Raw genomic sequence first — 14,187 nt, 5'->3', positions numbered from 1 at the left:
TTAGATTTGCCCGAAAGATATTTATAATTTACCATATCCTATAAACGAATCCAGAATTTTGGAGGCCGAAAACACGCATCACCAAGTCTCTTTTGATTTCCCCATCAAATCGATCATACCCGGGTCAGATGAAAATCTGCTTTTGATTGAAACCTATGATGATCAATTAAAATCTCAGACTTTCCTCCTCCTTTCTTTCGAGCCACTAGCTATCATTCGGGCTATTTCCTTTGGGGAGGAATATGCAGGCTTGGTCTCCAAATCTTATGATGAGGAACACCTCCTTTTTATCCAGTATTCCGATCAAAACAATCCCGACCTTACCAACATCCATACATTCAACTGGAAGGGAGGCGAACCTTCCTTCAGCCTCCAAAACACCAGAATCATTCAATCTGGGACAACTTGGATCAAGGTGCCTCACCCACACTTTTCAAATAAGGAGATATACGTGGATCATAAATCGGGCTCAAAGCTTAAAGAAGCCCCTCCTATAGAAAGCGATTTTTTAGATGATATTTATTATGCCATTGCCTACCCTGAAGAGTCTGAGTATTTTCAATGGTTCGTGCAATATTTTACTAAACACAACATTACTCCTTGTAGACAAATTGAATACTTAAAATTCAAAAACTCCATCCTCATTTCCTATTATGAAAATAAAGAAGGAGGAATGATAAACAGCCTGGCATTTTTAGATAAAGAAGGCTCGGTTTTGGAGCAGGTACTTTTGGATGAAAACCTCCAAGGCATTGGTAAAGATACTTTTTTCGTCTACCGAAATAAAGCCATATTTGTTACAGACAAAAACACATTGAATATTTATGATTTATAGACTGCTCTATTTCATTTTCATCATGACTATGTCGCTATCTAGTTTTGCCAATAGCACGATCGACAGCCTTCGAGTAGAAAAGGTAAAAGGCAAAAAATATATCATTCACCGTGCTGAACCCAAGGAAACCCTTTATTCTATTACAAGGAGATATAGTGTAACTCTTGAAGATTTATACGAATTCAATCCTTCACTCAAGGAGCATGGTCTTAAGATGTATGATACCATTTATGTGCCCTTGTCGAAAAAGAAAAAAAAACAGAAGCCGAACGTTGAGCCTAACAACATCTCAAATTTTCATATTGTACAAGCTGGAGAAACACTCTTCGCAATATCGAAACAATATAATCTAACCATTGATTCTCTGGTGAATATCAACAATTTGAAAAATGCTCATTTGGATGTTGGAGATACACTTTTTATCATGCAACGTCAAAAAAAGGAACCAATATATGACCCTGGCATCAAGTATCATGTTGTCAAACCTTCAGAAACACTTTTCGGGATTTCACGATTGTATCAGGTGGAAATCGAAGATCTTCAGCAATGGAATAATCTTCCAGATTACACCTTATCTATTGGACAGAGGCTGATTGTGTCTGGAGAGACCAATGCAACTGAAGTAGTAGAAGATACAGTTGTAATTACTCCAATTGTTCAAAAAGGATTTGACTCCACTTTGATTAAACCCAAAAAACCTGTTTTGGATACGCTCTTTGTGAAAACTGACAACAGTCAATTCAAAACTAAAACCAAAGAAGTAGAAGGAAAGAAGCAGACTGTAGAAGAAGGGTTTGCCATGAAAATCGAAGATACTGACTATACAAAAAAATATCTGGCATTACATCGGTCTGCTCCTCTCGGTTCTACTATTCAAGTAAAAAATCAAATGACTGATAAGGTCATTGAGGCCAGGGTTGTTGGTAAGCTGCCAGAGAGTGCCATGAACCGCAAACTTCTGCTCAGGTTGTCATCAGCAGCCTATAAGGCCATGGGTGCAATAGATCTAAAAACTCCCATCATAGTGAGCTATTCGTCGGATGCAGAGTAATCTCAAAGATTTCCTGGATGAAAAGGTAGAATTATACAATCAACCTTCCTTCATTCCCGAGGACCCCATTTCAATCCCACACCAATTCAACAAAAAGCAAGACATAGAAATAGCAGGTCTGTTTGCGGCAACGCTAGCCTGGGGACAGCGCAAAACCATCATCAATAAGTGCAATGAACTGATGAGAATGATGGACCTTGCTCCTTATGATTTCATCCTCAATCACGAAGAAAATGACCTCAAGCGATTTTTGACTTTCAAACACAGAACTTTCAATCCCACTGATACGCTGTTCTTCATTGATGTCTTACGATCTCACTATCAAAAACATGATTCTTTGGAATCTGCATTTACTGGAGGAAATGAAAGTGATATGGAGTGTTATCTATCCCATTTTCACAATACGCTATTCGAGCATCCAAATGCACCGGATAGAACAAAAAAACATGTAGCCACCCCTGCACGCAAGTCTGCTTGCAAGCGATTGAATATGTTCTTAAGATGGATGGTTAGAATAGACAACAAGGGTGTTGACTTTGGAATTTGGAACAATATCAGACCAGATCAGTTGATTTGTCCCCTGGATGTGCATGTGGAACGAGTAGCAAAGAGTCTAGGTCTACTTAAACGAAAACAAACAGACTGGCGTGCAGCAATTGAACTTAGCGAGAACCTCCGTTTGCTAGACCCTAGGGATCCTGTGAAATATGATTTTGCTTTATTTGGTCTAGGCGTGATGGAAAAGTATTAAGAGTTGAAAGTGAAAAGATTAAAGTTCAAAGTGGCTTTCTACTTTAAACTTTCCAACTACAAACAAAATTCACCCTCTCCAGTTTTCCGGTTCTATTCTCCAAGAATTAAGTGAATCCAACTCATCGCTATTGATTAAATGGGAAGACACAGCGATATCCAATAGAGAATGATAATCAGATAAAGTGAAATGCGAGACATTCGCCTGCATCAGATTTCTATCTGCATGTGGGAATCCATAGGTGAATATCGCTCCTAGCCCCAGTACGTTCATACCAGATTCTCTGAGTGCTTCTATCGCCTTAATCGAACTTCCACCTGTTGAAATTAAATCTTCTACAACAAAAACATTTTTTCCTTCCTGCACTTGTCCTTCTATTCGATTAGTCCGGCCATGAGATTTTGCTTTGTCTCTTACATAGATAAATGGTAAACCCATTTCTTCTGCAATCAACGCACCCTGAGGAATGCCGGCAGTAGCTACACCAGCGATCACTTCTGTCTTTGGGTATCTAGCCTTGATTTCTTTGACGAATGCATTTTTAATGACCGTACGTAATGCAGGGTATGACAATGTCATTCTATTGTCACAATAGATGGGCGACTTCCATCCCGATGCCCAGGTAAATGGGTCTTTGGGCTGCAATTTGATCGCTTTGATTTCTAATAATTCTGTTGCTATTTGAGCGCTAAGCGGAAGATTTGATTCATTGTTCGTCATGTGGCGAAATTAGTAATATTTTAAATCAAGATTTCGTTGAAAGAATGAATTCTAAAGATTCAAGAAAAATTAACCATCGAAATTGTGAATCTCAGGATTTTTTCTCCATGTTCGCCAAGTACTTCTATGTGAATGAAAATATATATTAACGACATACCAGTCAGAATTCGTGATCGCGAACGTGAATCTAATAAGAAGTTTGATGTAGTATTAGATAGCGATGTAGATGATATCCAAGCGATCAAGCTCAAGGGTAAAGTGCTGATTAAAGAAAAATCTCACGAGGCGATCAATCGTCTGCTCCACATCATGACAGATAAGAAGTACAGCAAAATCAAACAAATCGAGATACGTGTAAAAAATAAGGCTAAGGCACAACAGTATCTCAAATCCAAATTCAACATTGTAGAAGCTGCAGGAGGTGTTGTCGAAAAAGAGGGTAAAACGCTGATGATCCTAAGAAATGACCTTTGGGATATTCCTAAGGGAAAACTTGAAAAAGGTGAGAAAAGGTCAGAAGGAGCAGCGCGAGAAGTAGAAGAAGAAACAGGTGTCAAAGTACAATTGGAAGAGAAAATATGCTCGACCTGGCACACATATACCAGAAATAAGAAATACGTACTAAAAAAGACCACGTGGTACAGAATGACCTGTTTGGACGACAGTCAGCTGAAACCTCAAAAAGAAGAAAACATTCAAAAGGCCGTATGGATGTCCGAAACCGAAGTGGACGTTGCGATGCTACACTCATTCAAGACCATTGAACGAGTCGTTCAAAAATACCGAAAACTAGTAAAGTAAACGGCAGACTAAAGTTCGTAAGGAATAAACGGGCTAATGTCACCGTCATATTTATGCACCTCTCTGATAATCGTAGAGCTGATATGTGCATATTCTGGCGATGTGATTAAGAATACCGTTTCCAACTCGCTATTCAAGTACCTATTTACCTGTGAGATACTATTTTCATATTCAAAATCTGTCGTGTTTCTCAAACCTCGAATCAAAATAGATGCCTTTGTTTTCTTAGCCAAATCAGCAGTGAGTTCATTATACACCATGACAGAAATATTGTCTTCTGGGGAAAATGCTGACTTTATTCGATCCATCATATACTCTACTTCAAAGTATCTGGATTTGGCACTGTTATAGCCTACAGCTATTATTACTTCATCGAATAACTTCAAAGCACGACGTACGATATCCTCATGCCCTTTGGTGAATGGATCAAATGACCCAGGGAATAGAGCAATTTTTTTATCCGACATCGGTTTAGATTTAGTCGCAAAGATAGACGCTTAGCAAGTCAAAATACTGATGATCGGCTATTTCGTCAAAATGATAGTTGAATTTAAGGTTGGCAGGACGTTTACCAAAAGTTATGTTTCCAATATACTTTGAAAACAATTTATAATGATCTGAGCTTTTTGTGATATTCCCCCACAAAATCACTTTCTGAGTACGCTGATTCAGGTTAAACTCTTTAAAAACCAACATCACGTATTTCACGTAGTCCTTGGCTTCTTTAATTGAGAATTGATTGTAATAATGAAGTTTGTGGTTTTCGGAAACGAATACGTGCATTATCCCCCTATCCAAAATACAGTATACAATTTTAGAATTCGCTTCTGTATTGTACTTCAATAATCCCTCAATCAATGCACTTCCTTGGTGAGTAACATCAATATCCTTATTAGGATACAAAGAATCTATCCAACTCACGAGTCGCTTATCAGCGGCAAAGGCATTTACAACATTGGAAGAAGTATGCTTATAAGTATACTCGCTTTCCACAGAATCGTTGATCGTGCAATTGAGCATGAGATAATCCCTTACCGAATCTTCCACAAAATGTGTAGCAGGAACCAATGAAAACTTATGACTTTTAAGAGATAGCTTAATAGAATTCCAAAAACCTGCCATAAGCAGGTGATGATTTTCAAATAGTTTAGCCAGTACTTGCAATCTTGCATTGATCGTCTTTACATCCTGAAGGATATAATCCTCCAATAGTAAACAAGTGTCTGTGCGAGTATCAGTGATACTCATTTGAAAATCACGAATCCCTATTTGCATCGAAAGACAGTAATGATGCAGTTGATCTACATCAAAATTACTGTCTTTGATTCTTTTTACCAGCTTGTATGTTGCGCTATGTATAGCTTCCAAATCTTTTGTTATTCCCAGTTTCCGGCTGTAGTGATACTTGTTCTAGATCCAAATCTCAAAGGCTTTTTGGTTCTAGCTTCATTGTCTTCTTTTCTTTTAGGATCAACAGGTCTAGGGTTCCAAACTTCTACAACATCCACTTTCACATTGCTTTTCTCGATTTTATCAGCCCACATTTCAAATTCAACCTGCTCTTCTTCATAGCCAGGGACAAATGAGAATGTAGTCAAATCAAATCTTGGATATTTGGCCGCAGAAAATAATGAATCCCTAACTGCTACAGTTCCTAAAGTATCAATTTCAATGTAAACACTATCCGCGCCATAGTCTAGTGTGATAATATGTTCAATTTTGGATGTTAAAAAGAATTGTCCAGAATCAACAAAATTTTTCAATTTGCCCCAGTCACTTGTATATTGTCCATTGACCGCCTGATATCCAATCTGCGCATCTCTAATCATGATTAACTTATCAATGATTTGGCCTTCCATTCTTTCAATTCTATCTGCATTATCTATTGATGTATAGATGCTGTTTCCTAAAAAGCCCGCCAACAAAAGCGAAAGGACTAAAAAGCTTATTGATATTATCTTTGTCTTCTCCATGCTTGAATTTCGATTTTTTGCAAGTATAAATATTTTTTAGAGTAAATCTGCTTTAAGCAAATGCTATTTTAAGGATTATTTCCAATATTAAAAAATCCCTTTTTCTCAAATAGATCATCTAATGATTTTAAGTCCCAAAACAAGCGATGAATGCAGTTATTAGACAATTTATCAATCTGAATAAAGTCCATCCACCGAGCTTCTTTTAAAATGGATTTATCACCTAACTCTGGATCGGTACCCAGTTGTAATTTACCACCGATTTGCTCCACCACAAAGAATAACTCTATGGCATGCAGTTCATTAGATATAAATTCACTAGCACCGAAAAAGTCACAAACTTTTATAGAAAGATTCACTTCCTCTTCAAATTCTCTAATCAGAGCCTCTTTCGTAGACTCTCCAAAGGTTACCCCTCCCCCTGGAGGCAACCACAATTCACCTTCATCATTGAGTCCAGAATGATTCAACAGTAAAATCTTTTCATCCTGAATCGATAGGCCCATCACCCGGACCCGAACTTGATTTCCAAAAATAGTTTTGATTTCTTCTGATCGCATTCTTTGGGGTTGCTATACTTGCGCTAAAATAATCAATATCCTTTGCCGCTACCCTCCGAAATATTAAGAAACAAATTTGAACATGAGCCGACGGCCAGTCAAGTCAAGGCCTTTATGGCAATAGATCAGTTTGTCGCGTCTAAGACTGCCAAGCCAACTATGATCCTCAAAGGCTACGCCGGTACCGGGAAAACCTCGATCGTAGCAACCTTAGTAAAGGTATTACCCCTTTTCAACTACAAGTTTGTCCTACTCGCCCCCACAGGTAGAGCTGCCAAAGTAATAAGCCAATATGCCAAACGAACGGCTTTCACAATTCACAAGAGAATATACAAGGCGAAATCAAGCCAAGAAGACAGTGGCCCTGTTTTTAGCCAAACAAAAAACTATCAGTCTAACACCATTTTTATCGTAGACGAGGCCTCTATGATCAGCTCAGAAGCAGACTACAAAAACAAAAGCCTCCTCAATGATTTGATCCAATATGTATTCGAAAAGGAAGGCAACAAGCTATTGCTTGTAGGAGATACGGCGCAGCTTCCACCTGTTCATCAAGAAAAAAGCCTGGCTTTGGATCGAGCACACTTATCTGACGTATTTCAATTGGATACGACAGAAAGTATCCTCACAGAAATCACCCGACAGGCCGAAAACAGCGGAATTTTACTCAACGCCACTAGTTTGAGAAATAGTCTCTTTGAAAAAGAGAAACAGGTTCATTTCAATACTAAATCTCACAAGGACATCTACCGAATGACTGGCGAAAGGTTGGAAGATGGTTTGAGGTATGCACATGACAAGTACGGGCTTGAAAACACGCTGATCATATGTAGGTCAAACAAGAATGCAGTGATGTACAATCATTACATTAGAAATACACTCTTCTACAAAGAAGATGAACTGGATGCGGGTGATCTACTCATGATCTCTCGGAATAATTATAATTTTGCTACAGATAAGGTGCCTTCAGGTTTTTTGGCCAATGGAGATTTCATGGAAATACTGAAAATCAAAAAATTTGAAGAGTTGCATGGCCTAAGATTCGCAGATGTAGAAATTCGACTCACTGACTACCCCGATGCCGAACCGTTTGAAGCAAAAATCATTTTGGATGGCTTGCATAGTTACACCCCTGCCCTGACTCAAGAGCAAAATCAGGCACTCTACAAAAGTGTTTTGATCGACTACGCCGACCTGCCTCGAAAGAAACAAAAAGAAGCCATGAAGGAAGACAAATACCTCAATGCGCTTCAGGTAAAATATGCGTATGCTTTGACATGCCACAAAAGTCAAGGCGGTCAATGGGATGCCGTTTTTGTGGATCAAGGGTATTTGGGGGAAGCAGAAATAGACAATGACTTTATCCGGTGGACGTATACAGCCATCACCAGAGCAAAAAATGAACTTTTTCTGGTTAATTTTGACACCAAATTCTTCTAGAATTACGTTAAGTATCAAACAACTAAAAAACTAGCAATGAAATATATATTAAGTTTAGCAGTTATTTTTTGCCTTGGCTTTTCGGCTAATGCTCAGGATGCAGAACTATTGGCACCAACCCCTCCGGGACCGTTTATAAAATTTTCTGAAGAGTCTCACGACTTTGGGGATATTGAGCAAGGAGAAAAAGTAGAATACACTTTTGAATTTACTAATACAGGTGATGCACCAGTGGTAATCTCAAATGTATTGACTACTTGTGGGTGTACAGCTTCGAGTTGGCCAAGAGAACCAGTTCTCCCTGGTACATCTAGTAAAATTGAAGTGAGTTTTAATAGTGCCGGAAAAATTGGCCACCAAAACAAAGTCATTACCATCATGAGTAATGCCACGAACAATCCAGAGAGAATAAAGATTGTCACCAATATTTTACCTAAAACAGATAGCTAAAAAGTTAATGACAAAATCAATTACAATGGCTCAAGGCATTAAAACTTGAGCCATTTTTTTTATACATGCTGGTCTATTAAAATCATATTACCATCAGGGTCAGCAACCATCATGCTGGCTGGCCCTTCGCTTGATTCATCTGCCTCTTGAATCAAGGTAAGTTGCTCAGCTTTCATCTTCTTTTGAATGTCTCTCACATCATCGTACGTATCTAAAGTATTGGCATCTTGATCCCAGCCAGGGTTAAAGGTCATCAAATTGCCTTCGAACATGCCTTGAAATAAACCTATCAAAGTCTTTTCGTTTTTCATGATAAGGTAATTTTGTTCAGGGCTTCCTGCAAAAACAGTAAATCCTAATTTCTCATAAAATTTTTTCGATAATGTCAGATCCTTTACACTGAGGCTGACTGAAAATGCTCCGAGTTTCATTGGTGTCAAATTTTAAGTTTTAAACTATTTAGATTTTAAAGCAATAGATGAAATGAGTGTCATTACTAAGCCTATAGGAAACACTGTCCCAAACATTAGTAATCCTCCAAATGCAGAGCTGAGCCATAGATCTTTTCCTTCGTTGATATAGGCTAGCTCAGCTTCCATCTCTTCAGGAGTCAGATCCGCATTGGTTTTGACCATAGCAATGGAATGATCCAAATAGGTTTGCAAAAAATCCGGCATTAACCAAGCATACAAAAGATACGAAAAGATTCCAAACACTAATGCTGCAACAAAATTCACAAATGTCCCAAAAATGAAAGCTTGTTTGAATGACAGCTCTCCCTCCAACTCTGTTTTATATTGTTTGATACCAAAGTAAATGGCAGTAAGAGACAAAATCATAGAGGCATAGCCATACACCTCTCCTGCTCCTAATTCCATGTTTTCTCCGTAGATCCAAAAAGGAAGCATGACGCCAAGTATCATTACTACAGCTCCTATCAAACCATATTTGATTGCTATGTTTTTCATATTTTTAGAAATAGATAATGATCCAAATGTATTGGAAGATAGGAGAAAATAGCTCACCCGAAAGTATGAAATCGGAGCTATTCGACTATTCTTAACTCTTTTGCTTTGGCCAATGCTTGGGTTCTGCGCTTAGCATGAAGCTTTGAGTACAGATTACTAATATGTGTTTTGACCGTATTGAGAGAAACAAAAAGTTTGTCGGCGATTTCTTGATTGGACAGACCATTATTCAATTCGACCAGTACATCAAGTTCACGGTCGCTCAAATTGATTTTCTTTCCATTTTCAATGGAAACCTTGGAAACTCCTCGTTTCTTTTTCGATTCACTCAGTTTAATTCCAGCCCATATTCCTAGGACCATAAAGAGCAATCCCACGCCAGCAGCGTAAAATTCGAAAGACAATACTCTAATGAGATGAAAATAGTCAAGTGCATTCAACAATGTAAGCAAAAAACCCACACTCAGCCCGATGAATAACGCTGACTTATTCAAACCTTATTCATTAAAGCCAGTTCGCTGATATTTGATGGTAGTGGCTCTATCGAGTATAGAGAAATGATTGCTGTTTGGAAAGTTGAGTTTATAGTCCTGAGAGTTTGCTTCCAAATATATTTCATTTTCAAAATGAAGATTCAATTCGAAATGACTGCTTCCAGCAGCATTCACCATCCAATATATAAAATGATGATTGTGTTCATCGTAGCTGATTACGCTTTTTTTGTACAATTTACCCCCTCTCAAAAACCTAAGCTCCATGGAATGAGGAAATAGCTCTATAATTTCACAATAAGAATTATCAGACCCTCTATAAGTTCCAGGAATAAGATTAAAAATATAATTCGTATTAATAAGTGAATCCGCTGAAGGATATACTTCAGATGCCAGACGGATTACAGTTTCAAAGTGCTTCTTGCACTGTTCTGCTTTTTCACTGTAGCCGACATCAGATTTTGAAAATGGAAACTGCAAGAAAAATTCTTTAAAAGAAGGTGCCCCATTATACAGTTTTTGAATTCGTTGAGTTTTACCGATGGCATCAATATGTACTACTTTTCCTTTTACCACTCGGCCTTTATTGGACTTGACTTCTTCGATTTTGACAGAAGCCATATCCAAATCTCTTAGATTAACTATTCGATCGAAGTAAAGACCTTTGTCTACCCGGTTTGGTGTATCTGAGCTAGAGTTCTTTACGTTTATCGACTGCTTTTCTGCATTGTACAAAAAGTCATTATGCCACCATTTACCTGTTGATGGATTTTGATAAACATACTCCAAGTTGGACACCAACCACTTCATCGATTCGTTGAATTCCTCCTGATCTTCCACTTTTGATTGTCCAAACATTGCTGAAGGTACAATCATTATTAAAATGATTAGCCCAATAAATTTTGTTCTCGAATGCTTACCCATAGCCAAGGATTATAAATAACTTTTCTAATTTATAAAAAGCTCAAATATAGGCAAGGTTAAATAGCAGAACCAATGGGTCACAAAAAAACCGAAGCGAGTAACTTCGGTTTGCAATATTCCTTGTGCTTCAAGTTTATTTACCATCGCTGACCACAGCACCATCTTCTAATCGAATAATTCTCGATCCATATTCCGCACATTTCTCCGAGTGTGTGACTTGAATGATGGTCATGCCCTCCTCTTCATTCAATTTTTTGAAAAGTTTCATGATTTCTTCCCCTTGCTCGGAATGAAGATTGCCAGTTGGCTCATCTGCCAGTAGCAATTTAGGCCCACCGATCAATGCCCGGGCCACACCTACCAGTTGCTGCTGTCCTCCTGACAACTGCTCTGGAAACAAGTCTCGTTTGGCTACCATCTGAAATCTATCAAGCATTTCAGCTACCATACTGGCTCTTTCTTTGCCTTTTACTCCTCTATAGAGCAACGGCGTTTCAATGTTTTCATAAACATTCAATTCGTCAATCAGGTGATAGGCCTGAAACACGAAACCAATATATTCTTTATGAAGTTTTGAAGTTTTTCGTTCGCTAAACTTATGAACCGGTTCATCCAGAAAATAGTATTCCCCAGCCGAAGGCTTATCTAACATGCCAATGATATTGAGGAGTGTTGATTTACCAGAACCTGAAGGCCCCATGATACTCACAAATTCGCCTTGTTTCACTTCCAGATCTATTCCTTTCAGAATAAATAGTCGCTGAAACTTAGAATCGACAAACTTGTCTATGTCTTTTAGTTTGATCATTTGATTTTATTTTGAAGTTGTTTTTGACTCTTTCTCAAATATAGAAATTAATGTCACAAACGGAAGTGATCAACTTCGGTTTTACAAACTATATTCCACGCGTATTGATAGACACCTTATCGGGAGTCGGATATTTCAAAAGTTTGGAAAAATTCTCTTTCCAAAAATCCATATCCAAAAGCTCTCCTTTGCTATTTTGGGTGAGAGTAATCACCACTCTAATGCCATCTTCATCCGTATATTCCACCTGAACGATGTCACCAGCGTAATCCGAAGAGTCTCCAAGCGTAAAGTTGATACTACCCATGACTCCACCTTCATACTCATCCACATCACTTGGAAATGAATAAGCGCTTGGATCTTTTTCAGCTAATACAAGAAGGTGCCTGGCTAGCACAATTTCTTCTTCTCTAATTTTTCTAATCTGGCTCATTTCTGTTCAATAAAATCCAAAAGTTCACTAATACTGTTGCCTGATCTATCTTGAATATTCCAGGTAAACACATTCTCTTTTAAGCCGACATCTATAGATGTACCACCTTCACTTACTCCATAGCCCTTTCTTTCCAAAGCCTTTTGAACCCAATGTGCCGGTTTATCCTCTCCAGTGATCTGAAAAAACCTATTCACTTCTTGCTTGAGTTTCACTTGCCCAGTCCGACTGTCTAGCTGAAATTCTTCATGAAAAAACACTTTTTCTATTTCTCCCGATAAACCAAGATCCTCAGGCGTACCAGTTACTATCGGAGCATTGAAATTCATCAACCACAATTCATCGGCAAACTGCATAGAAAGATCTAATTCGTGGGTGGAAATCAGAATGGACTTTCCTGTTTCATTTTTAATGGACTGAAGTAATTGAAACATTTCCACTCGATTCACCACATCGAGATGCGCCGTAGGTTCGTCCATCAGAATAATGTCTGTATCTTGGGCGAGCACTCTAGCCACCATAGCCTTTTGAAACTGCCCATCACTGATCGCAGATAGCTTGGCTTTTTCAATATAGTTGATCCTACATCTCGAAATAGATTCTTCAATTTTCTCTTTGTCTTCGTTGGATTCTTGTCCAATCCAATTGGTATAAGGGTATCGTCCTAGCGCCACTAGTTCTCGTACGGTCATATTGGACATACCAATCTTCTCAGTGGTAATTATGCCTAATTTGGTGGCGAGCATCCTCCTTTCCAACTCTCCAATGTTTTGACCGTCGATTTCAATATTTCCTGTTAGTGGATCCTGCAGATTGGAAAGCGTACGTAATAAGGTGGATTTCCCAACTCCATTTTGTCCAAGCAAACACACCAACTGACCTCCACCGAGATTTAAATTGATATCTCTGGCAATTTCTTTGGTCGCGTACCCCACGCTCAATCCTTTGATTCGTAAAGCAGTCATCAGAAGCTGTTAGATATATTTCCTCGTTTGACAATCAACCAAATCACCAATGGACCTCCAAGTATGGAAGTTATGGCATTTAGCGGAAGTGAATGAGACAAGCCAGGCATTCGCGAAATCACATCACACAACATCAATATGATGGCTCCAAGAAAGCCAACAAAAGGGATCAACAATCGATGATCAGAAGTGTCTAAGATCATACGTGCAATATGAGGAGTGGCCAGGCCGATAAATGCAATAGGCCCACAATAAGCGGTAATCGTACCTGACAACAAGGCTGTCACGCTGATCACACCATATTTTGCCAAAGTCATATTCAGACCAGCATTTTTGGCATATTGATTTCCTAACAGAAAAATATTTAGAGGCTTAATCAAAAAAACAGACCCTACCCACCCTAAAGCAATCAGTGGAAACAACACCTGCAACTCACTCAAAGTCACACTACCCAAATCACCAAACGTCCAAATCAAATAAGATTGTACATCCTCAGGGTTGCTGAAAAATTGAAGGATACTCACAATAGCACTTGTAGCACTACTAAACATCAAACCGATGATGAGCAAAGAGGTATTGTCTCTCACTTTCGTTGAGAAAAAGAGCACCACAGCGAATACCAAGAATGAACCAATGATTGCACCAATAGCCATGGAAAATCCAGACATAAATTGAATACCAAAGAGCAACCATAAAGACTCCCCAAACACCACCAATGCAACTCCCAAGCTAGCTCCTGCACTAATTCCCAGCACATAAGGACCTGCCAGTGGATTTCTAAAAAAAGTCTGCATATACAAACCACTCAATCCTAATCCACTACCAGCCAACACTCCAGTGACTGCTCTGGGCAATCTATAGTTGACCACGATCCGTTCCCAAGCAGGATGATCTACTGGTTCGCCCAGTAAAATATTCCAAAGACCTTCAAAGGGTATCAATACAGACCCGAACATCACATCCAACAAAAAGGCTGCAATAAATACAAGAATCAGTATGGCTAATGGTTTATTCAAT

19 protein-coding genes are annotated in these 14,187 nt (G+C 38.6%); 6 read left to right on the top strand and 13 right to left on the bottom strand.

The genetic code is table 11. From position 1 onward, the window contains the following. Positions 1 to 58: 58 nt before the first annotated feature. Genes ACOQO5_RS08370 through ACOQO5_RS08360 form a run of 3 tightly spaced genes read left to right on the top strand, consistent with a single transcriptional unit; the run spans position 59 to position 2,637 of the window. Entirely contained in the window at positions 59 to 835 is a 777-nt protein-coding gene (locus ACOQO5_RS08370) for a hypothetical protein (protein ID WP_420581238.1), read from the top strand. Beyond that, entirely contained in the window at positions 825 to 1,886 is a 1,062-nt protein-coding gene (locus ACOQO5_RS08365; protein WP_420581237.1) for a LysM peptidoglycan-binding domain-containing protein, read from the top strand. Before ACOQO5_RS08370 ends, ACOQO5_RS08365 begins: the two co-directional genes overlap by 11 nt. Beyond that, positions 1,876 to 2,637, top strand: coding sequence for a TIGR02757 family protein (locus ACOQO5_RS08360; protein ID WP_420581236.1), 762 nt, complete (start codon positions 1,876 to 1,878; stop codon positions 2,635 to 2,637). The genes ACOQO5_RS08365 and ACOQO5_RS08360 overlap by 11 nt, the downstream gene beginning before the upstream one ends. Positions 2,638 to 2,706: 69 nt before the next feature. Here ACOQO5_RS08360 and pyrE read toward each other — a convergent pair whose 3' ends face one another. Then, positions 2,707 to 3,357: an orotate phosphoribosyltransferase gene (gene pyrE, locus ACOQO5_RS08355; protein WP_420581235.1), complete on the bottom strand. Its 651-nt coding sequence runs from the start codon at positions 3,355 to 3,357 to the stop codon at positions 2,707 to 2,709. A 132-nt stretch (positions 3,358 to 3,489) separates the two neighbouring features. Between pyrE and ACOQO5_RS08350 the strand changes: the two genes are divergently transcribed. Next, positions 3,490 to 4,158 (top strand): NUDIX hydrolase, encoded by a 669-nt coding sequence (locus ACOQO5_RS08350; RefSeq protein WP_420581234.1) that lies wholly within the window; start codon positions 3,490 to 3,492, stop codon positions 4,156 to 4,158. Positions 4,159 to 4,166: 8 nt separating this feature from the next. Here the strand turns inward: ACOQO5_RS08350 and coaD are convergent, their stop codons facing one another. The 4 genes from coaD to ACOQO5_RS08330 all read right to left on the bottom strand — a co-directional run bounded on the left by coaD (position 4,167) and on the right by ACOQO5_RS08330 (position 6,691). After that, entirely contained in the window at positions 4,167 to 4,625 is a 459-nt protein-coding gene (coaD, locus tag ACOQO5_RS08345) for a pantetheine-phosphate adenylyltransferase (RefSeq protein ID WP_420581233.1), read from the bottom strand. Positions 4,626 to 4,635: 10 nt separating this feature from the next. After that, positions 4,636 to 5,526, bottom strand: coding sequence for a DUF3822 family protein (locus ACOQO5_RS08340; protein WP_420581232.1), 891 nt, complete (start codon positions 5,524 to 5,526; stop codon positions 4,636 to 4,638). Positions 5,527 to 5,534: 8 nt separating this feature from the next. Then, positions 5,535 to 6,131 carry a hypothetical protein gene (locus ACOQO5_RS08335; protein WP_420581231.1) on the bottom strand — a complete coding sequence of 199 codons (597 nt, stop codon included), beginning with the start codon at positions 6,129 to 6,131 and terminating at the stop codon, positions 5,535 to 5,537. Positions 6,132 to 6,199: 68 nt separating this feature from the next. Then, positions 6,200 to 6,691 (bottom strand): NUDIX domain-containing protein, encoded by a 492-nt coding sequence (locus tag ACOQO5_RS08330; protein WP_420581230.1) that lies wholly within the window; start codon positions 6,689 to 6,691, stop codon positions 6,200 to 6,202. A gap of 42 nt (positions 6,692 to 6,733) precedes the next feature. Here ACOQO5_RS08330 and ACOQO5_RS08325 point away from each other — a divergent pair, with 42 nt between their 5' ends. Both ACOQO5_RS08325 and ACOQO5_RS08320 read left to right on the top strand, forming a co-directional pair. Further along, positions 6,734 to 8,131, top strand: a complete 1,398-nt coding sequence (locus tag ACOQO5_RS08325) for an ATP-dependent DNA helicase (RefSeq protein ID WP_420581229.1) — start codon at positions 6,734 to 6,736, stop codon at positions 8,129 to 8,131. A 36-nt stretch (positions 8,132 to 8,167) separates the two neighbouring features. Continuing rightward, positions 8,168 to 8,581, top strand: a complete 414-nt coding sequence (locus tag ACOQO5_RS08320) for a DUF1573 domain-containing protein (protein WP_420581228.1) — start codon at positions 8,168 to 8,170, stop codon at positions 8,579 to 8,581. Positions 8,582 to 8,640: 59 nt separating this feature from the next. On the opposite strand, the gene ACOQO5_RS08315 is transcribed toward ACOQO5_RS08320, so the two are convergent. The 8 genes from ACOQO5_RS08315 to ACOQO5_RS08280 all read right to left on the bottom strand — a co-directional run bounded on the left by ACOQO5_RS08315 (position 8,641) and on the right by ACOQO5_RS08280 (position 14,186). After that, complete coding sequence (locus ACOQO5_RS08315; RefSeq protein WP_420581227.1) at positions 8,641 to 9,012, bottom strand: VOC family protein; 372 nt, start codon at positions 9,010 to 9,012, stop codon at positions 8,641 to 8,643. 24 nt (positions 9,013 to 9,036) lie between these two features. Further along, entirely contained in the window at positions 9,037 to 9,549 is a 513-nt protein-coding gene (locus ACOQO5_RS08310; RefSeq protein ID WP_420581226.1) for a DUF4199 domain-containing protein, read from the bottom strand. 77 nt (positions 9,550 to 9,626) lie between these two features. Continuing rightward, positions 9,627 to 10,043 carry a response regulator transcription factor gene (locus ACOQO5_RS08305; protein ID WP_420581225.1) on the bottom strand — a complete coding sequence of 139 codons (417 nt, stop codon included), beginning with the start codon at positions 10,041 to 10,043 and terminating at the stop codon, positions 9,627 to 9,629. A 3-nt stretch (positions 10,044 to 10,046) separates the two neighbouring features. Next, complete coding sequence (locus ACOQO5_RS08300; RefSeq protein ID WP_420581224.1) at positions 10,047 to 10,916, bottom strand: hypothetical protein; 870 nt, start codon at positions 10,914 to 10,916, stop codon at positions 10,047 to 10,049. A 181-nt stretch (positions 10,917 to 11,097) separates the two neighbouring features. Beyond that, complete coding sequence (locus ACOQO5_RS08295; protein ID WP_420581223.1) at positions 11,098 to 11,772, bottom strand: ABC transporter ATP-binding protein; 675 nt, start codon at positions 11,770 to 11,772, stop codon at positions 11,098 to 11,100. 88 nt (positions 11,773 to 11,860) lie between these two features. After that, positions 11,861 to 12,205 carry a DUF6984 family protein gene (locus ACOQO5_RS08290; RefSeq protein ID WP_420581222.1) on the bottom strand — a complete coding sequence of 115 codons (345 nt, stop codon included), beginning with the start codon at positions 12,203 to 12,205 and terminating at the stop codon, positions 11,861 to 11,863. Then, complete coding sequence (locus ACOQO5_RS08285; RefSeq protein WP_420581221.1) at positions 12,202 to 13,170, bottom strand: ABC transporter ATP-binding protein; 969 nt, start codon at positions 13,168 to 13,170, stop codon at positions 12,202 to 12,204. Before ACOQO5_RS08285 ends, ACOQO5_RS08290 begins: the two co-directional genes overlap by 4 nt. After that, on the bottom strand, positions 13,170 to 14,186 hold the full coding sequence (locus ACOQO5_RS08280) for an iron chelate uptake ABC transporter family permease subunit (RefSeq protein ID WP_420581220.1): 1,017 nt from the start codon (positions 14,184 to 14,186) through the stop codon (positions 13,170 to 13,172). The genes ACOQO5_RS08285 and ACOQO5_RS08280 overlap by 1 nt, the downstream gene beginning before the upstream one ends. Between the last annotated feature and the right edge of the window lies 1 nt (position 14,187).

The sequence above is a fragment of the Reichenbachiella sp. genome (assembly GCF_965223055.1).
In the GTDB taxonomy this organism is placed as follows: Bacteria; Bacteroidota; Bacteroidia; order Cytophagales; family Cyclobacteriaceae; genus Reichenbachiella.
Note: the sequence above shows the minus strand (reverse complement) of the source record. Positions and strands in the feature narration are given on the sequence as shown.